The sequence below is a fragment of the Paenibacillus pini JCM 16418 genome, from assembly GCF_000576305.1.
GTDB lineage: Bacteria > Bacillota > Bacilli > Paenibacillales > Paenibacillaceae > Paenibacillus_AQ > Paenibacillus_AQ pini.
In genome coordinates, this window is sequence record NZ_BAVZ01000001.1 from 314,531 (window position 1) to 334,681 (window position 20,151).

17 protein-coding genes are annotated in these 20,151 nt (G+C 41.7%); 14 read left to right on the plus strand and 3 right to left on the minus strand.

Annotated elements, in window-relative coordinates:
- The 9 genes from JCM16418_RS01435 (at position 1) to JCM16418_RS01470 (ending at position 13,698) form a co-directional block, all read left to right on the plus strand.
- Positions 1–4,836, plus strand: coding sequence for an SDR family NAD(P)-dependent oxidoreductase (locus tag JCM16418_RS01435; protein ID WP_036645417.1), 4,836 nt, complete (start codon positions 1–3; stop codon positions 4,834–4,836).
- A complete protein-coding gene (locus tag JCM16418_RS23470; RefSeq protein WP_052019974.1) occupies positions 4,833–5,726 on the plus strand; it encodes an MBL fold metallo-hydrolase in 894 nt (297 codons plus the stop codon). The genes JCM16418_RS01435 and JCM16418_RS23470 overlap by 4 nt, the downstream gene beginning before the upstream one ends.
- Positions 5,723–6,454, plus strand: coding sequence for a 4'-phosphopantetheinyl transferase family protein (locus JCM16418_RS01445; RefSeq protein WP_052019975.1), 732 nt, complete (start codon positions 5,723–5,725; stop codon positions 6,452–6,454). The genes JCM16418_RS23470 and JCM16418_RS01445 overlap by 4 nt, the downstream gene beginning before the upstream one ends.
- Before the next feature lie 205 nt (positions 6,455–6,659).
- Positions 6,660–7,328 (plus strand): hypothetical protein, encoded by a 669-nt coding sequence (locus tag JCM16418_RS01450; protein ID WP_036645419.1) that lies wholly within the window; start codon positions 6,660–6,662, stop codon positions 7,326–7,328.
- Between the two features lie 29 nt (positions 7,329–7,357).
- Complete coding sequence (locus tag JCM16418_RS01455) at positions 7,358–9,130, plus strand: MFS transporter (RefSeq protein WP_242403675.1); 1,773 nt, start codon at positions 7,358–7,360, stop codon at positions 9,128–9,130.
- A gap of 282 nt (positions 9,131–9,412) precedes the next feature.
- Positions 9,413–10,237: a polyprenyl synthetase family protein gene (locus JCM16418_RS01460; RefSeq protein ID WP_052019976.1), complete on the plus strand. Its 825-nt coding sequence runs from the start codon at positions 9,413–9,415 to the stop codon at positions 10,235–10,237.
- Between the two features lie 230 nt (positions 10,238–10,467).
- Entirely contained in the window at positions 10,468–10,632 is a 165-nt protein-coding gene (gene comX / locus JCM16418_RS24835) for a competence pheromone ComX (protein ID WP_156327200.1), read from the plus strand.
- A gap of 86 nt (positions 10,633–10,718) precedes the next feature.
- Positions 10,719–13,061 (plus strand): sensor histidine kinase, encoded by a 2,343-nt coding sequence (locus tag JCM16418_RS01465; protein ID WP_036645422.1) that lies wholly within the window; start codon positions 10,719–10,721, stop codon positions 13,059–13,061.
- On the plus strand, positions 13,039–13,698 hold the full coding sequence (locus JCM16418_RS01470; protein WP_036645424.1) for a response regulator transcription factor: 660 nt from the start codon (positions 13,039–13,041) through the stop codon (positions 13,696–13,698). The genes JCM16418_RS01465 and JCM16418_RS01470 overlap by 23 nt, the downstream gene beginning before the upstream one ends.
- Positions 13,699–13,752: 54 nt before the next feature.
- Here JCM16418_RS01470 and JCM16418_RS01475 read toward each other — a convergent pair whose 3' ends face one another.
- The 3 genes from JCM16418_RS01475 to JCM16418_RS01485 form a co-directional block, all read right to left on the minus strand.
- The gene (locus tag JCM16418_RS01475; protein ID WP_036645426.1) at positions 13,753–14,625 is read right to left on the minus strand and encodes a carbohydrate ABC transporter permease; all 873 of its coding nucleotides are present in this window, start codon (positions 14,623–14,625) and stop codon (positions 13,753–13,755) included.
- Positions 14,626–14,658: 33 nt separating this feature from the next.
- Complete coding sequence (locus tag JCM16418_RS01480; RefSeq protein WP_242403676.1) at positions 14,659–15,462, minus strand: carbohydrate ABC transporter permease; 804 nt, start codon at positions 15,460–15,462, stop codon at positions 14,659–14,661.
- A 166-nt stretch (positions 15,463–15,628) separates the two neighbouring features.
- A complete protein-coding gene (locus tag JCM16418_RS01485; RefSeq protein ID WP_036645430.1) occupies positions 15,629–16,957 on the minus strand; it encodes an ABC transporter substrate-binding protein in 1,329 nt (442 codons plus the stop codon).
- A gap of 572 nt (positions 16,958–17,529) precedes the next feature.
- Here JCM16418_RS01485 and JCM16418_RS01490 point away from each other — a divergent pair.
- The 5 genes from JCM16418_RS01490 to JCM16418_RS01500 all read left to right on the plus strand — a co-directional run bounded on the left by JCM16418_RS01490 (position 17,530) and on the right by JCM16418_RS01500 (position 20,149).
- Positions 17,530–18,102 (plus strand): ABC transporter ATP-binding protein, encoded by a 573-nt coding sequence (locus tag JCM16418_RS01490; protein ID WP_052019977.1) that lies wholly within the window; start codon positions 17,530–17,532, stop codon positions 18,100–18,102.
- Positions 18,099–18,332: a hypothetical protein gene (locus JCM16418_RS23475; protein WP_052019978.1), complete on the plus strand. Its 234-nt coding sequence runs from the start codon at positions 18,099–18,101 to the stop codon at positions 18,330–18,332. The genes JCM16418_RS01490 and JCM16418_RS23475 overlap by 4 nt, the downstream gene beginning before the upstream one ends.
- A 17-nt stretch (positions 18,333–18,349) precedes the next feature.
- Positions 18,350–19,123: an ABC transporter substrate-binding protein gene (locus JCM16418_RS01495; RefSeq protein ID WP_036645432.1), complete on the plus strand. Its 774-nt coding sequence runs from the start codon at positions 18,350–18,352 to the stop codon at positions 19,121–19,123.
- A gap of 107 nt (positions 19,124–19,230) precedes the next feature.
- Positions 19,231–19,374 carry a hypothetical protein gene (locus tag JCM16418_RS24840; RefSeq protein ID WP_156327201.1) on the plus strand — a complete coding sequence of 48 codons (144 nt, stop codon included), beginning with the start codon at positions 19,231–19,233 and terminating at the stop codon, positions 19,372–19,374.
- A gap of 28 nt (positions 19,375–19,402) precedes the next feature.
- The gene (locus JCM16418_RS01500; RefSeq protein WP_036645434.1) at positions 19,403–20,149 is read left to right on the plus strand and encodes an ABC transporter permease; all 747 of its coding nucleotides are present in this window, start codon (positions 19,403–19,405) and stop codon (positions 20,147–20,149) included.
- The last annotated feature ends 2 nt before the right edge of the window (positions 20,150–20,151 follow it).

The following is a 20,151-nucleotide window of genomic DNA, read 5'->3' on the forward strand; positions in this document are numbered from 1 at the left end:
ATGCAAATGGTCAAGCAATTTATATTGGAGAAAACAGCAAACAAGCAGTTGTCTCAGCAGGATGCCAAAGCGATGCTCAAGGAGATTACTACCTTCTCGGCACGCAAAGAGCATGAAGATATAGCCATCATTGGCATGGCAGGAAAGTTTCCTGGTGCTGGGAGCATCGAGGAATTCTGGGACAACTTGCAACAGGAGAAAACGGTAATTGGTGATTTTCCTGACAGCCGGGCTTATGAGTGGATCGAAGCGCTGAGAAACGATAGTGTCATGGATTTCATGATTGGAAAGTCTCTTCCTGAAGGAACGGATGTAGAGGATATGGTTGGGGGTGTCGGAGGATTCCTGAAAGAGATTGACAAATTTGATGCACCGTTCTTCAAAATTTCCGCTCGTGAAGCTAAATATATTGATCCTGCGCATCGAATGTTCCTTGAAACGGCATATGAGGCCATTGAAGACGCTGGATACGGTGGAGATCGTATTTATGGAACACAAACAGGCGTATTTGTAGGAAAAGATCATGCGACCTTGCCCATGTATCGATTGATGACCGAACCGGACCCTATGCATCTTACTGGATCATGGCCGGGCCTGCTGTCCAGCCGATTATCGTATCTATTTAATTTGAAAGGTCCAAGTGTTGTGTATGATACTGCATGTTCTGCGGGGCTCGTTGCTTTGCATCACGCCTGTCAGTCACTACGAAACAAAGAATGTGAGATGGCAGTGATTGGTGGAGTACAGGTGCAGTACATGGCGATGAAAGAAGACAGTGGACCCATGGATTTAGGTATGGTTGAATCAGATAGCAGTCTTGTATGTACGTTCGACAAAGATGCCAACGGAACGGTTTGGAGCGAAGGCGTTATTTCAGTCATACTCAAGCCATTATCGAAGGCGTTGGCTGATCGTGACCCGATCCATGCTGTTATTAAAGGAAGTGCAATTAATAACGACGGAGCGTCTAACGGTATTACAGCTCCCAATGCGAAGGCCCAAGAGGAAGTGATCATGCAGGCTTGGAAGGATGCAGAAGTTGCGGCAGATACGATTCAATATGTTGAAGCCCACGGTACGGGAACGTCGCTCGGGGATCCGATTGAAATTAAAGGACTCACGAATGCATTCCGTCAATTCACCGATCGGAAGCAGTTCTGTGGAATTGGTTCAGTGAAGACAAACATTGGGCATAGCGTAGCAGCTTCTGGACTTGCAGCTTTGGTAAAAGTAGTGATGAGCATGAAGCACAAGCAGATTCCAGCAACGATTAATTTTCATGAGCCGAATCCGTATATCAATTTCCCAGAATCGCCGCTTTATGTGAACGATGTGTTATCAGATTGGAATAAGGGTGACAATCCTCGCCGGGCGGGAATTAGCTCATTTGGCTTCAGTGGTACCAATGCGCATGTCATTCTGGAAGAAGCACCTGAGGTTGATCGTCAGGAACTTCCTTCCACAATAGCTGAAAGCATCGGGATTCTCACCATTTCAGGTAAGAATGAGCAGGTACTCAAAGATTACGTTAAGCGATATCAAGATTTCTTCGCACGTAATCCCGAAGTAGATCTAGGTAACGCCTGCTTTACTTCAAATACAGGCAGAGGACATTATACACATCGGATTGCACTGATGGCCAGCTCGGTTGCAGAGCTTCAGCAACAATTAAAGCTTTTGGTTGATGAAGGACTGCACTCAAGAGAAGAGGAGGGGATCTATTACGCTCTTCATCAAATCGTCTCCGAGAACCAAAGCACATTAGAGACAGGTGCGATCACAGCAGCAGAGCTGAAGCGCCTCTCAACAGCAACACGTTCACGACTTGAACAATCCGTATCCTCGTTTAATGAGGATCCCATACTCGCGGCAGACTTATGCCGTAACTATGTTAAAGGGGCTGATCCTCATTGGGAAGAAGCGCATAGAAATCAACATCGATCCAGAGTTCAAATCCCAGGTTACCCACTGGAAAGAATACGGACATGGGCAGCGCCAAAAGTATTTGAGCAGCATGAGGTATCACAAAGCAAGAAAGCCCGCCTACATCCACTTCTGGACCGGCAGCTTGTGGATTCGCTTGATCAGAGCATTTTTGAGAGTGATTTAAGTATCGAAACGCATTGGATGCTCAAGGAGCATCAGTTCATGGGTACTTCAATTATACCTGGTGTAACGTATGTAGAGTGGGGAAGAGAAGCATGTTCTTCAGTACTAGGAACGTCACGCCTTGAACTAAGAGATATTTATTTTATGACACCACTGGTGATTACAGGGGATGAAGTTAAAAAAGTACAGGCGATCGTGAAAAAGGAACAGGGATATGTGAAGTTTATTATTGCTAGTAAGTCTGGGATGGATGAAGATCAGTGGGTCATCCATTCGGAAGGTAAAGCTTATCCTATAGAAGCATCTACTGACCGCGTAATAGATATGAACGAAATACGTGCCAGAATGACCATCGATAAGCCAATTGGAGCATTTAATCCAGAGGCCAAAAGCTTTTATCTCGGCTATCATTGGGATAATCTCGTTGAGGCACAGACGAATGAAGACGAAAGTGAAGTGCTCTTGAAGCTGAGGCTGAGAGATGAGTATGTAGGAGAAATGGAGCAATTTCATTTCCATCCATCCATTCTTGATAATGCCGTAAATCCAATGATTAAATTTCTCGATGATGTATATCTTCCATTTGCCTTCAAGCAGTTCGATATCTACGGTCGGATGCCGGAGACGTTATATAGCTATTTCCGCAAGAAAGGCGGAGATACCAAAAGTAAAGCAACGATATCCTACGATATTACGCTTACGGGCACAGACGGACGGATTATTGCAGAGATTCAAGACTATTCGATCAAACGAATGGGAGCCATGGAACAGATGAAGTTCCGAATGGAGAATCAAGGGAATAATCATCTTCATCAGACACGCTGGGTATCCGATCCACTTCCAGAAGAGAAAGAGACTTCTACGCACTCTAGTATACTCGTACTCAAGGACAGGAATGGTCGGACAGATGAACTGATAGAGAGATTTAAGGATTCTAATATAGAAGTGATTGAAGTGGAGACCGGAGAATCCTTCCGCGAAATCTCGAGTCATCATTATGTTATTTCGGATCAAGGTGCTGACTATGAGCAGTTGATTACTGCGGTACGCAGCATTCCTTTTACCCAAATCATTCATGCGTTTACGTTAACCGATGGGGCGCCATTAGCATCTGCTGGCGAGCTATCTGAGCATTTGAATAGTGGCGTATACAGTTTATTCCACCTCACAAGAGCACTTCTCGCGGGGAAAATAGGTCGAGCGCTGGATCTCGTACTCCTCACAGAATATATGGATGAAGTTACGGGGAATGAGGCGAGAATTGAACCACATAACGCTGCGCTTATGGGACTTGGGAAAGTGCTTCGTGATGAATATGGAACCATTGCAGCTCGGAGCATTGATGTCGATAATGTGACTTCACTAGATCTTATACGGAGCGAAATCAATACAGCAACGGAAGTTAGCGCGGTGATTTATCGTGAAGGAACACGGTATGTGCAGGAGTTTAGTCGACTTAGCTTCGAAGATTTTGAAGAGGCTCCGGTGGAGCTGAAGGAGGATGGTATCTACCTCATTACAGGAGGTACCGGAGGTCTGGGATTAGAAATGGCAAAGTATTTGGCTGGAAAGAAGCGAGTAAGGATCGCCCTCATCAACCGAACCGAGCTTCCGCCTAGAGAACAGTGGGAAGCCTTGGTGTCCGAAGGAAATTCTAAGCTAGCCGTCAAGCTGCAGCATATTCTTGCTGTTGAGCAAATGGGCTCAGAAGTGATATGTCTGGCTGTTGACGTTGCTGATCCTGTGCAAATGAAGCAAGCCATCGATGGCATTCATGAACAATATGGACGTATTAACGGAATCATTCATGCCGCAGGAGTTGCAGGCGATGGCTTTATTATTATGAAAGAGGTACAGACCTTTACGAATGTTCTGCGTCCGAAATTGGAAGGAACATGGGTACTAGATCAGTTGACTACAGAAGATCAACCCGACTTCTTTATCTCCTTCTCTTCCATCGCTTCTCTCTTGGGTGGGCCAGGTCAAGGTGATTATACGGCAGCTAACAGCTACCTTGATGCCTTTACGGCTTATCGTAATCGCAAAGGATTACGTACCATCTCAATTAATTGGCCAACTTGGAAAGAAACAGGGATGGCAGTGGAATATGGTATGGCACATGAAGAAGGCTTGTTTCTACCGATTACGACAGCTCATGCCATTGAGATCATGGAGGGTGTTCTGAGTTTCAAGGTAAGTCGTTTACTGCCAGGTGAAGTAAATTTCCCTGCCATTATTCGCTCAGATGCGACGCTACCTTTCAAAGTATCAAAGGATATTATGGCACAGCTCGATAAGCATTCACGTGCTTTTGTGAACAAAAATACGGCGCAAACGAAGAAGGCATCTCCAAAAGATGTTCAAATTAAAGGTAAGGATTCCTATACCGAGACAGAAACTCGGCTTGCCCAGCTATGGTCAGCTGCATTGGATCTTGAAGAAGTAAACGTATTTGACCAATTTAATGATTTAGGTGGAGATTCGATTCTTTCCATTCAATTGTTTAAGGAAATGAATACCGTTTATCCAGGTATTATGGAAGTTTCGGACATTTTTACGTATTCATCGATTGTAGAACAGGCGAAATATATTGATTCACAACAGCAGCAACCTGAGGCTGTAAATGATGAGCTGTTGATGGGCATGCTTGATGCATTAGCTCAAGGCGAGGCTACCATTGAGGATGGAATGGCGGTGGTAGCTTCAGAAGGGGGGACTCCAGAATGAAGGAACAAGAATCGTTAAAAGTATTCATTTTGGAGTGTGTACGAAACCAATCCTTATCTAAGGAGTCCGCCTTTCTGATCCTTAAATCATTAAGTAATGCTGTAAGCATGGATGAAGTAGACAGTGCGTTGGACGCGTGCATTGGCCAGTCTAAAGAAGTAACGGATGTGCAGAAATACTGGATGCATCTTACGCAGCAACGAAGAAAGTTATCCGCGAAGCGCTCACATCGTCAACTTCAGGGACCTACAGTGGAGGCCATACCCCATGGTCCAATGGGCTCGAATTGTTACCTAGTCGTAAGTGATGGAGAAGGGGTCATTATTGACCCCGGTTCCTCTTTTGATAAAATATGGCCAGTCGTTGAAAAGAGCGGAGCGAAGATCAAGTATATATTTATCACTCACGGACATTTCGATCATATGGGATCGATGGAGGAGCTAAAGGCGGCAACTGGGGCTTCGATCGTACTTCACAGTCAAGATGAGCCCGCATTATCTCAATCGGTATTAAACGGTTCTTTCCTATTTTCGCAAATCCGAACATTCCGTCCCATTGATATCACGGTTGGCGGAGGTGAGACGTTTAAAGTGGGTGGATATGAATATGAGATTGTTCATACACCAGGTCATACGATCGGTAGTATATGTATTCGATTGAATGCTCAGCTATTTTCTGGCGATATGCTATTTAGCCAAAATGATGAGCACGTAGGGCCCATTACAGGTGATGCGTTTGAATTGATGAGATCCTATCAGAAGCTATGCAGTCGGATGAAGGGAGATATACTTGTTTATCCGGGCCACGGCACACCGTTCTGGGTAGATGATAACTTAAAGGCGGCCTACATGGAAACGAAGTTAGAAGTTCAAAGGGAGGGACCTGCATGATGCAGCATTTCTCGTTGAAGCAGGATGTAGAGGTTTACTGCCTTCGCCTTCCAGAAAGGCTGGATTCTCGAATGTTTGAAGAACTGCTTCATTATGTATCCTTGGAGAAAAGACGGCAAATATGTCGCTTTAGGTTTCCAGAGGATGCTCGCAGATCCCTCTTCAGTGATTTAATGATCCGAAGAATTATTCAGGAGAAGCTTCGATTGTCAGGGCATCAGATTAGGTTTGAATTGAACGATTATGGCAAGCCGAGTCTTAAGGACGTACCAGACTTCCAATTCAATCTATCTCATTCTGGAGATTGGATTGTCTGTGCTATATCCTCACAGCCGATCGGGATCGACATTGAGCTGATTCAGCCCATTGAGATCGAGATTGCCAAACGTTTTTTTGCACGAGCTGAATACGATCAGCTAATGAAGCAATGGGAACCAATGAGAGAAGCCTATTTCTATGAGCTGTGGACACTAAAAGAAAGCTATATAAAAGCGATAGGAATGGGTCTATCTCTACCACTTGATGGTTTCAGTGTAGTTCCAATGTCTAAAGATGATATTCAATTCATCGGAGGAGAACAATTACCTGTTCATCATTTTAAGCAATATGATCTAGATCCAGCATACCGTATGGCTGTGTGTGCGCAAAGTTCAGAGCTTCCGGAGCTGCCGACGATGCTGGATTGGAGAGAAGTATACGGTTCGCTAACTGCCGCTTCATGTTCTTAAAGTAGATAATGATTGCATATTAAAAGGGGAGGTCTAGGGTCCAATTGGGCGACAGGCGTCCTCTTTTATTACATAATCAGCATGAATTGTTTAGGCGCTACGGCATCCCGCAATGAATTTGCGTGAAATCGCAGTTTTCTTTTCGATGAAAATTGGAAAAAACAGGAGTAAGGTAAGTTTAAACTCTAAGCAAGGAGACGACCCGATGGATAAACAAACCGTTGGAACGGATGAACTGAAATATCAGGTGACCCATGCCCGGATGAGAATGCTTACAACCCTTTTTAAGAATAACGCAAAGCTTACTTACCCAATTCTACAGCATGAGATGATTCCAATCGGCATTAGACAAGATACGGGTCAACCGGTGAAGGTCCCCTATCTGTTTGTGCGATTGTTAGATAGTAACCCCTCAAATACGCTCCGTACCGTATTGAACAGAGGGGGGTACGATATGGCGATCCGAGAGGAATCGGGTATGGTAACTCAATTTTTATGTTTTTATACGGGACCTCCATCCTGTTACAGACTTTATTGGTATGACGAGAGGGGAGAAATGAGTTCCAAGACCTTTATTCGAAAAACACCTTGGAATCAATTATTTCCTGAACTCAAAGAAACTGGGGAAATTGAGTGCCTTTTAATCGTTGCTACCCATATGAAACTTCTAGATACTCAAAAAGGATCGCGAATTGAGCTCGGTTCCTACGCAGCGAAGCAAATGACACATCTTTGGACAGAACGCACAGCTACAGCAGGGTATACCTTGAAGACCGTAGGACATTTCCATGAGAAAAAGGTGCTCGAGTTAATTGGAGCAGATGTGAATGAACAGCTCATACTGTCATGTCTCGTTAGGTTAGTTGAACATTAATTCAGATCAAAGGGTGGGAGGGTTAGAAAATGAGTCAAGAACAGGTAATGAACGTACAATCGAAAAAAGAAGGTGCTCAAGGAATTAAACTCGTATGGCTCATGTGTATTGGCATATTCTTATGTATGATCGATACGACTATTATGAATATTGCCTTGCCGAGCATTCAACAGAACTTGAACGTATCTTTGGAAAAAATGTCTTGGGTGCTTAATGTGTATACGATGTCCATTGCCGTGCTGGCAATCCCCCTTGGCCGTTTTGCGGAGTTGTTTGGTAGAGGAAAAGTATATGTTGGCGGACTGGTCATTTTTTGTCTAGGCTCCTTAACATGTGCAATGGCAGTTAATGGTGACATGCTAATCGCGTCCCGTTTTATACAAAGTATCGGTGCAGCAATTTTACTGACCAGCAGCTTTACGATTGGAGTATCGGCCATGCCGATTGAGAAACGTGGTGTAGCCTTGTCCATTCTCGGAATTATGCAGGGACTATCAGCGGCAATGGGACCCACCATTGGGGGAATTATTACACAGAATCTCAGCTGGAAATGGATTTTTCTTGTGAATGTGCCTTTTAGTATTGTCGCGCTAGTCTTGGTCATTCGGATGCTGAATCTTCGCAATGAACCAAGAGTCAAAGCACGTATTGATTGGATTGGTCTAGTACTATCTAGTACCGCGATCTTTACATTGACTTTATCCCTAATTAAAGGAGGAACCTGGGGATGGGGCAGTGGGAAGTCGCTTACATGCTATGCAGTTGCAGTGATTTCCTTAATCGTATTTATCCTGATAGAGCGTCGATTACCTTATGCCATGGTGAATTTGAAGCTATTTCGTGATCGCTTCTTCGTTGGATCATCGCTACTCATGATTGTCGGAAATGTATTCCTGATTGGTGTCATGGTCCTGCTGCCGACGTTCCTCACTCGGATGATGGATAAAACGGAGTTTGCCGCTGCGTTAATGGTGACGCCGATCTCGTTTATGATTTTTCTGATGGCACCTATTGCCTCGGCATTGATTCGGATATTTGGTAAAACCGTAGTTATTATTTCTGGATTTGCTTTGATGGGGTTTTCCTACTACCTGCTCAGTCATTTGGGAACTGCATCTTCGGTCTCTGAAATTGTGGTCGCCTGTCTGCTTTTGGGAACAGGTTACGGTCTTATTGTAGGACCTATTACTGTAATGAGTGCATCCAATTTCGAAGGAGAAATGCTCGCTGCCTCGCAAAGTGTTATCCAAATGTTCCGTCAAGTGGGGATGGTGCTAGCCATATCGATCTTCGTAGCTCTTCTAACGTCTAATCTGAAGGATAGTGAAGCCAATAGCTTAAGTTATGCGAAGGCACAGCTTGATGAATTGAAAGTGGATCAAACCGTTAAGCAAAATGTGACGCAACGCGTACAAGAAAGAATCAATGAGCAGAACGTGAGTGTGGATAATACAGGAGGGAAACAGGAGGAGGCGTTTGTAACACCTCAGGAGCGTCAGCGTTTAATTGACCTAAATGTGGAGCAGCAGCTAGCTAAAGTTCCTTCAGGTAAGCGTGAGGCTGCAAAAGCAGCGATCGTTACTGCCGTTACCAAAAAGGTTGATGATAATATCAAGCAAATTACAGACACGCTAACCGCCTACTCTACTAAAATTAAAAGTTATACCGTAAATGCGATGGCTAATAGTTTTGCTAGTCTTTATCACTTCTTTATGCCATTTATTTTCTGCTTCGCATTGTTAGGATTTATATTTGTTGAGAAACGTGTCCCGGTAGTAAGGGAACAGCAAAGTAAGATATAGTATTCGAATCCAATGCCTGAAACATGGCTATCCTAGAAAACACCACTGTGCAAGGGAGTTTCCCCTCCACAGTGGTGTTTTTCTGATGTAATGAATGACTTTACAATTAGAATTGATACTCAGACTTAAATTTACATTTTTAATGCAATAGATTTATATGTATTTATTAATATATTTGGTATAATATGTAGAAATATATTATCCTTATTTTACTTTATTTGGTTGGATGGAACTTGGTGCAGTCATACATAACGACTTTAATGGGCAGGGTGGTTATGGTCAATGCAAAGTTATGCGGAGAAGATTGAGGAACAGCTTTACGAATTAGTTAGAAACCATTTTAAGACAGACCTTGCCTTCTATGCCTTACAGTTCCTTGAGCATAAATGCAAGGAGAAGCATTTATTTGGAGGCTTAACCGTACTTCACTACAGGATGTTTGGCGGTCAATCCGAGCATATCTATAGGGTGGCAGCAGCTATGGAGCTTGCGATTCTATCCCTAGATATCTTTGATGATTTACAGGACGAGGATCAGCCAAATATCATATGGAGACAGTGCCCACAAGCGATTGCAATGAATGCAGCCCTTGGGTTCGTTCTTCTAGCCCGTCAATCATTGATGAGTAGTGAGCTCGATAAGGAGCGGCTCCTTCAAGTAGAAGCATGCTGGGACCGATCTCTGCTGACAGCTGTGAATGGGCAGACGACAGACTTGCTTAACCGAATTGCGACAGAAGAGGAATACTACCAGATGATTCGAGAGAAGTCATCATCACTTGTTGTGATGGCCTGCATGACGGGCACGCTACTTTCAACGGGGTATTGGAACGAAACCGTGGAGAAATATGCATGCGAATTGGGCTTTGCCTCACAATTAAAGAATGATATTCGAGATTTGGTGAATTGGGATTCTAAAAATGACTTTTTGCAGCGGAAACGGACGCTACTCACCCTATACCTTATGAAATATGCCCCCCTAATCAGGAATGGATTCGTCATTATTTTGAGAGCAATATTGATATTGGTGACCCGATGCACCGTAAAGAAGAAATTGAAGAACTCATTCAATCCACAGGAACATTTCTGTATTCTAAAGTACAAATGAAGCTGTATTACTATGAGTTTCTATCCACGATTGAGCAGCTTGATGTAGAGCCCATGTGGCATCATCAGATCCGCGAGTTTATTGGATAATAGAACGCAAGTACCGCTTGCGGCGTGCGCAGAAGTTTTGCGTGGATTACGTGCATCATTATCGTTTTAAGGTGCGTTTCCTTTTGATATATTGAAATCAAGAAGTAGAATTTCAATTCCAAATTTAAGGGGATGCGGCTCATGTTAAAAGAAATCGTTCAATTGTTGATGAAGGATCTTAATCAAGCGGAAATGTTCAAGAATGGAAAATTACAATTTGCAGGTATTTCCCCAATGGAGCATCGTGCGTTGCAGGATGTACTTAATAGCAAGGGGAATTTTCAATTGGTATTATGGGGATCGTGACTAGCAATTAATGGAGGTTATTTTTTCTGAAGACCTTAAAAAATTATAGATACTTTATCGCTCTAGTTTTATTGTCAGGGATTTTAATGGTTCATCTTACTCTTTCATCTTTAGACTATCGAGAGATCGGAATTAAGTTAAATGTTGATAGTAAAGGACAGTATATTGTTAAAAGCCTGTCTCCATCAGGTGTTGCTTCCAACTATTTTCATGTGAAGGAGAATGATCAGCTTCTAAGTGTGAATGGTGAAGCACCTGACCTATACCCCGAAGTACATTCTAACCGAAGTATATTAGGAGCGAATGAAGCATCATTCCTTCGCCATCATCCCGATGGAACGAGTGAAACCTATAATATACATATTTCCGAAGCACCGCTCACCTTTTCTTGGATTGGAGATTTAGCGGTGCCCGGAGCCACTTTAAGCATATTTTTTATTTTGGCTTTTTTCTTGTATTCACGGAAGAAGGACGATGCTGTAACCAAGCTACTCATTGCATACTTTCTAGCTATTGGGTTTACGGATTATAGCGCTGTAGCATCCGCTTCAGGAGATCTCATAGGTGGTTTTCTACTTCAAAATGGGTTGGCCATTGTACCCGTACTTTTTTTGCATTTTATCTATGTCTATTTAGCTAAATATAACATCCAGTTTTTGAGTAAAAGAACGCTATTATTTTTTTATGGAATTTGGAGCTTTATAGTTTTAGAGTGGACGATATATAATTTCACCTCATTCTCTAATGAAATATACTATTACATTGAATTTAATAGTAGTGTGATTTTCTTTCTGGCAAGCAGTCTGTATACAATTTACAAGTTGTTTGCAACACTGCGTAGGTATAGGGATACTCCAGTAAAGTCTATTATAAAATTGATTTTAACAGGTCAAGTCGTAGCCTATACGCCTATCATTCTGCTAACGTTCTTACCTGCTATTTTTAATGTACATATTATCGCCTCTAAGTACACCACGGCATTTCTGTTGATTCTGCCCTTTATTTATTTCTATATTATTATGGCTGAACGGTTTCTAGATATTGAGATTGCACTTACGAAATTCAAATACTATTCACTAATTACGTTTATTCCTGCGATCTTCTTTCTGCTCGTCTTCATGGCAATTTTCCATAATGAACAAGGAATAGGAATCCGCTGGATTCAGATGTTTCTTGTATTCTACTTTGGCTTTGTTACGTTCTTATACATCAAAGAAAAGATGGACATTCGTATCAAACCGAGGCTGTTTAAACAGTTGTATGATTTCCAGTCTAGTCTGGATCGCTTTTCCAAAAATATTTCAAAGGTCATGAAACGTTCTGACTTGGAGATGTATCTTCATCAAGAGATTAGGCGCACATTACCGGTAAAAAGGGCAGAAGTGATTGTTCTTCACCACGACCATGAAGGCTGGCGCTTGCTGAAAGAGGGAAGGGAGTCCCAAGTGGACGATCGGGTTATCGAGATGCTCTTAAACCCATCAGAAGCGTATGTATTAGGCGAACAAGTCTATGTTCCGCAGGGACTATGCTATGTAATTGGGCAAAACGGATCCAATAGCTATGTGCTATGGGTTGATAATAAAGAGAACTTCTTAAAGTTTAATTCGGAAGAACTAAATTGGCTCCGTGTGATGGCTAATTACTCGAGCATCGTATATGAAAATTTATTTTTAATTGAAAGGTTGGTTCATGACTTGGAGGCCGATATGCAAAAACATCAAAGTTCTTCTCCGTGGATGCTACGGTTGTTGTTTGGTTTATCCGAGAATGAGCGCCGCAAGCTGGCTTCAGATCTGCATGATTCAGCATTGCAGGAGCAGTTAAATTGGTATCGTAGGCTTGAGGTCATTTTGGCTGATTACGATTTGAAGGATGATCTCCGTGAAAAGCTATTTGATATTAAAGAAGGCCTGCTGGATGTGATCCATCAGATTCGAGAAACATGCAACGAACTAAGACCACCACTACTTAAGGAATTGGGCATAGCCGACTCATTGAATCATTTATTCGAATATGCACAATTAAGAAATAATTACGCGATCGATTTCCTGTACGAACCGATCCGGAGTCCGTTATCTGATGAGCAGACACTCGCACTATACCGAATTGTGCAAGAGCTACTCCGCAATGCAGGTAAGCATGCGAACGCATCTCGAATTGTGATCGAGCTGTGTGAGCAAAACGGCGGTATTGATTTCAAGTATCAGGATAATGGAAAAGGGATGCAAATCGAAGATATCGTTGAGTCATTTGAGCATATGGGATTATCCGGAATTAGGGAACGTGTGGTCAGTATGGAGGGGCATGTGGAATTCGAGTCCGTTATAGGTGAAGGATTCAAGGTTAATATTCATTTTCCTTTAGAGTTACCTGAAATATCGGCAAACAGAGGAGGAAGCAATAATGATTCGTATCTTACTGGTTGATGATCATCCTTCTGTTGGTGAAGGGACCAAAACGATGCTAGAGCAGGACCCTGAGACCGAAGTGACCGTGCTCGTTTCACCTGTTGAGGCACTTGAGGTGCTGAAGCACGAAACATTTGATGTTTGTCTCTTTGATCTCAATATGCCCGTTTTTAGTGGCATTGAATTGACGAAACGAATATTGAGTATATATCCAGATACGAAAATCCTCATTTATACAGGTTATGAAATCAGTTCGCACTTTAATTTACTTGTTGAGTCAGGTGCCTGTGGTTTTATTAGCAAAACCTCTACTCGTGAGCAGCTCAATAACGCCATACGCTGTGCTTTGCGTGAGGAATCCGTGATTCCGGTAGCTTTGTTAAAGCAATTGCGTAGAACCGAAGTTAGGCTATCCCAGTTAAAAAGCGATAAGGCTCATGATGATGTATCAATTAATGAAAAAGAGCAAGAAATCTTGCAAGAAGTAGCTTTAGGGAAAAGTAACAAGGATATTGCAGGTCGATTATTTATTAGCCAAAGAACGGTTGAATATAATTTGACAAGAATATTCCAAAAGCTGAAAGTGAGTTCAAGATCTGAAGCGATTGTTGAGGCGAGTCGGCTGGGTCTTGTTCATTTACAGGAATTTGAGTAAAGCATATAAAAAACACTCCTTTGTAGGGAGTGTTTTTATATGGATCGATTTGGTTTAACCTTTAATTGCTCCTTCAGTTAATCCCTTTTCAATAAATTTAGAGATAAACAGATATACGATCAATATAGGTATAACCGTAAGCGTTACAGCTGTTGCCATCAGTCCGAAATCTGTTCCGTATTGTGAGCTGATTTGACTCAATAGCGCAACAATAGGCCGGACGCTCTCTTTATTAACAAAAATTAATGCAGAGAATAAATCATTGTATGACCACAAGAACACGAATATACTTACCGATGCAAATGCAGGTCTAGATACGGGGAAAAAGATCTTTACGAACATTTGCCATCTGTTACACCCGTCAATAAACGCTGCTTCTTCTAGTTCCTTAGCGATAGTAGACATATAACCAGCAATAACTAATGTTGCAAAAGTTAAGTTACCCGCTGTATGTGGTAATATCAGTCCCCAATAGGTATTAACTAAGCTTGTCTTAATGAGAATTTCATAAACTGGAACAACTGTCGCAAAAGCAGGAATAAGTAGAGTTGCATAAAGAAGTGAGAAGATAGGACGCTTAGCTTTAAATGTGAATCTGGCCAATACATAGGCGGCTAATCCGCCAAACAATAACACGAGTAAAACGGTTCCTCCCGACATGATCAAGCTATTGATGTAACTCTTACCTAAGTTTATTCGATCAAATGCTGTCGTATAGTTAACTAATACAGGTTTCAAGGATAACGAGAATGAAGAATTGATTACATCATTAGAAACCTTAAACGAGTTATTAACAACCCAGAATAATGGATAGATCGTTGTTAAAGACCACGCAGTTAACGCAATATACATGAGGGTGGTACCTAGACTAAAACGGCTTGATTTCATTTGCCGAATTTTATGTTCCTTGCTAATGGCTGGTTGCATAAAATTACACCCCTAATAACGCTTCTATTCAGCTTAGTATGTGATCTCGTCACTTTTCAACAAACGGTTGGCAAGTAAAGCCAATATAACACCAAGAACAACCATATAAATAGCAATGGTCGAACCGTAACCGAAGTTCTGATCCACCAACGCTTTTTTGTAAATATAGGTTCCAAGTACATCGGTATTGTTCTGTGCTCTTGAGATTACCCAAACAAATTCAAATACCTTTAAGGTACCCGTAATCGCTAGTGTAATTACAACCTTAATGTCACTTAAAATCAGAGGGATTGTAAGCTTGGTCATTTTCTTGAAACCGTTAATTCCCTCAATCTTGCCTGCATCATAATAATCAGCAGGGATTTTTGACATCGCAGTTAAAAATAATACAAAATAAAAGCCAACGTAATGCCATACTGTAGGAACTGCGATGGCTTTGAGGGCCGTACTTTCGCTCAGCCACAGTACTTTCTCTAATCCCAAGCCCGTCAAAATTCCGTTTAATAGTCCAAAATTATAATTGTAAAATAGAACGAAAAGTAATGAAATCGCTGTACCGGAAATAACGACAGGGAAGAAAAATACGGAACGGAAAAATCTCTGGAATTTACTAATATTATCTACCATAGTTGCTAGTATTAAGGAAATTCCTACCTGGAATATAAGTACATAAAGCATAAGTTCTAATGTGTGAAGTGTTGCCGCGCCAAGTAATTTATCGGAAACTAATCGTTCATAGTTGTCCCATCCAATAAATTTTTTGTCGAAGAATCCCTTTGTACGATAAAAGCTGAGGTACAAACTTTTAAAGAACGGATAATATAAAAAGATGGACATTAAGGCCGCCATAGGGAACAAAAATATTAAGATATACTTTCGATCGCCCTTCATAGTTATCACCTTTGATATTTATTTTCTCTAGCATCCAATTAAAAGATTACGCCGCCTAAATAATTAGGGCGGCGTTCTTTATTTAACATCGTACTGATATTAAATGTAACAATTACTTTGTTCCAGCATCTTCAGTAGCTTTTGCTTCTTTAAGCACATCTGCTGGCTGTTTCTTGCCAGTGACAATAGATTGAACACCTGCACGTAGTGCACTAAAAGTTTCTGGAGTAACTACGTTATCAATTGGTTTGTTAATGGATGTTGCACTTGCAACCATCGCAAAACCATCTGTAGCGGCTTGAGTAGTACCTTTGATTTCAACACCAGCAGCAGCAGAAGTACCACCGTTAGAATTTGCAATCTTCTCAATAGTTTCAGGTGAAGTTAAGCTCTTAAGCAATTCAATCGCAGCATCTTTCTTATCTGGATTGTCATAGGTTGCTTTAGAAATATAGAATCCGCTTCCAAAGCCGCCGATAACATCTTTACCCGTACCTAAACCACCTGGCATTACTGGAAAAGGCATCACGGTTGTATTGTCTACTACTTCTTTGTTCTTCCAGTTACCAATGGCCCATGAGCCTTCGATCACCATTGCAGCTTTACCTTGATCATAGTAGTTAGAAGCCATACTCAGATCAATAGTTGCAGCATCTTTAGGGAATGCTTTAAGATCATAAAGCTCTTTCATAGCTGCGTAGCCTTTCTCCCAGTTTGGATCAATTCCATTAGCTAAACCACTGTTGTGGCCTTTAGAACCTGCAGCAGAAAGCATGAAATATTCAATTAGATAGTGGGATTGGTCGAACGGAGCAGCCAATGGAATAATACCTTTAGCTGATAAGGTTTTAACAGCTTTTGTTAGTTTATCCCAGTCTGTAGGAAGCTCAAGGTTATTGTCTTTAAAAATCTTCTTGTTTACGAAGAGACCTTCATAGTAACCGGTTAATGGAATAGAATAGATTTTTCCATCATCTCTAGTCATATTTTCAAGCGCAGCAGGAGCAAAGCCCGCTTTCCAATCTGGATTAGCATCCAGGACTTCATTCAATGGAACGACTTTACCTGCATCAATGAAACCTTTAGCATCAGCGCCTGTGAAGTAGAACAGGATGTCAGGCTCATTGCCAGAAGTCATATCAGTGTTAACTTTTGTTCTGAAACCGTCATCATTTGCAGACATCGTGTCGTTTTCAACTTTTACATTAGGATTCTTTGATGTGAATCCGTCAATAGCAGCTTGGAAAGATTCGCGAGCTGCATCTGTGCCTCCAAAAGTAGAGAATACGCGGAGTGATACATCTTTTTTAGGCTCTTCTTTCGGAGTTTCTGTTGTATTAGGCGTTTCTGTTCCAGTCTTTTCCTCTGTCTTACTACAAGCAGCCAAAAACATGGTGAATACTAACATCATACTTAAAAGCAATAACGATGATCTTTTCACTTTTATATCCCCCTTAAAAATGGTTTTCCAAGAAGTATAAATGCTCAAGCTGTCTATACAATTCTAGATTTTATATACAATAACTGTCAATATAACTAGAGGGATACATTCCTCTAATATATGGTATAAATATACAATATATGATAATAAACAACGAGGTTTTGAAGATCCTATTTTTTTATATGGGATCTTTTTATTTTAATGATTACGCGATCAAGTAGGTCCATTGTTGATTTGTCGATTGTAGATTTTGTCGCAACGAATTATCAAGCACTGGGTAGCTTTGCATTTTTAATGACATGGCGGAATTGGATTTTCATAATCAGTCTCATAAACGTTCATATGATAATATTGAAAAATAGGAAAATTTGAGAATACATAAAATAGGAAGAAATAGATTAACGGAAAGCATCCTTTAAACTACTTAATTAGGTGGAAGAGGGGGCTTTTTCTATATCGGAATAAAGTTTAGTAGAGCAGGCTATTTAATATATTTTCACTTGACGATAACAACCAACTAGTGCTAATTTATAATATAATTCATATCGGCATACTCGTAATTAAAAGGGGGAATGATTTTTCCGACACTTACAGGTAATTCTATGTTAGAAATCAATCATGTCACGGTGTCTTATGATGATCAACGAAGCATCATTAACGATATTCATCTAACTGTAAACCAAGGCGAATTCATTAGTATTATCGGCAAGAGTGGTTGCGGCAAAAGCTCGCTGCTCAACGTAATTGCTGGGTACATTCAGCCTAAGCAAGGGAGTATTTCAATACATGGCCGAGAAGTGAACAAGCCGGGACCAGATCGTGGGTTTGTATTTCAGGATTTGGCGTTATTCCCTTGGCTAAGCGTATTGGACAATGTTGCATTTGGTCTACGCATGGCTGGAATCAATAAGAAAGAAAGACTAGAACGCAGTGAGGAAGCCATTCAGATGGTTGGACTTACTGGGTCTGAGCATAAGAGCATTTCAGATCTATCAGGCGGGATGAAACAGCGTGTAGCCATTGCCCGTACATTGGTGACTAAACCGAATATTCTTCTGATGGATGAGCCTTCAGTGCTCTGGATGAACAGACAAGGGAATCTCTACAAGAGGAGCTGCTCCGTATTCAGAAAGAAACAGGAATGACCGTTATTTTGGTTACTCACAGTATTGATGAAGCGATTTATTTATCAGATCGGGTTGCGGTATTCGATGATAACGGACAAATACACAATGTGATTAATATAGGCCTCGGAAGACCAAGAATTCCGGAAATTCGGGTGTCATCTTATTTTAATGAATATAAGAAGCAATTGATGAAGGATTTAAGATATGATTTTCAAATTTACGATGAGTCTCAAGGCTCCGGGATATAAAAAAGGGGAATATACAGATGAAAAAACGAGCAGGTTACACGAAATGGTTGAGCATGGTAGGCAGTCTGATGTTGGCAACAGTGCTTACCGCTGGATGCGGAAGCAAGGCTACCGAAGAACCAGCAGATCAAGGTAAAGATGGAGCGCAAACCAAGCAGGTGCAAGAAATTAAAGTTGGTTACGTTAATTTGATTGCTGCTGCACCAGCTATCATTGCCAAAGAGAAGAAACTGCTTGATAAGCAGGGACTGAAGGCAGAGTTCTTTTCGTTTGCAAATGGTCCCGATTTGTATAAAGCTCTATCCTCCGGCAAGTTGGACATAGCTTATGCGGGTATGCCTGCGGCCATCAACTGGAGTTCGCGCGGTGCAGAATTCAAGATCATTGCTAAAGTCGATCAAGGAAAAAATGGATTGTTCACCAAAGAATCTTCAGACATTAAACAAGCTTCAGACCTAAAGGGCAAAAAGCTTGGTAACTTGGTGAAGGGGAGCGGAGTCGATTATTTGATCCGTGCTGTACTTCTCCCAGAAGCTCAGCTTAATGATCAATCCGTAACTTTGGTACAATTGGAAACTGCAAACATGGAGACTGCCGTAACCAATGGAACGATTGATGCAGCTGTTGCTGGCGAGCCATTCCTTACTTTTGCAGAGCTGCGGGGACTTAAAGTTGTGGAAGAGCTTCCTGATCCAGCGTTTGTTGTACTTGGCTCGAATGCATTCTTGAAAGATCATTCTGATGCCGCCAAGAAATTCATTCAAGCCATATCGCTTCGATTGATGATCTGAATGCAAACGGAAACGAAGATGCCGAAATCCTCGCTAAAGCATTTAACGTACCGGAGATTAAAGCGACAGATAAAACGTACACTCCTGCAGAAGTAATCACACAAGCTTTGAAGCGCAATACATTCGAATATAAATTTACCGATGCAGACCTGAAATATTATCAAGAGGTTGCAGACAATAGCTTCAAACTCAAATCGATTGAAAAATCACTTGATGTAAAATCGATTATCGATACAACTTGGATCAAATAACCGAGCCTTCGTAGGCAGGGGGAAAAGCATGAAAAAATTTCATTTTGGCATACTTGCCATCCCTTTTATCATCATTGTGTGGATGTTTGTTGCAAGACAATATCCTCCGATTATATTTCCGGGGCCATGGAGTACATGGTTGGAGTTTAAGAAGCAACTCGTTTCTCCAGATTATTACCACCATATCGGAATCAGTCTCTATCGTTTATTCGCCGGATTTGCAATAGCTGCGGTCTCTGCATTTGTGCTCGGGCTGCTAGCTGGTGTAAGCAAAGCATTTCGGCAATTTTTATCACCTATGGTCATGTTATTTCAAGCAACGCCGCCGATGGCATGGGCGCCTCTCTTAATATTAATGCTAGACTTAGGTAATGCTCCGATGATCGCTGTGATTGTAATTGCTGCATTTTTTCCTATTCTCGTTAATGTTATTCAAGGGATGGAACGTATTAAAATAACACATATCCGTGCAGCCCAGACGCTTGGCGCCAATCGCATGCAGCTGGCTTGGCATGTATATTTACCGGAAGTGATGCCATCTGCGTTTACCGGTCTTGTTGTAGGTTTCGGGATCGCGTGGCGCTCCCTTGTCGCTGCGGAGATGATTGGCGGAAGTGCAGGGATCGGTTGGTTGATCTCCTCCAGTGGACAAATCGGTAATTCACCACTCGTTATGGTAGGGATTATTACGATCGGAATATTAGCGATGTTCTTCGAATTTGTACTTATTTATCCTTTGAAGAAGCGGTTTGCATCATGGGCACTTAAAGCTTAATA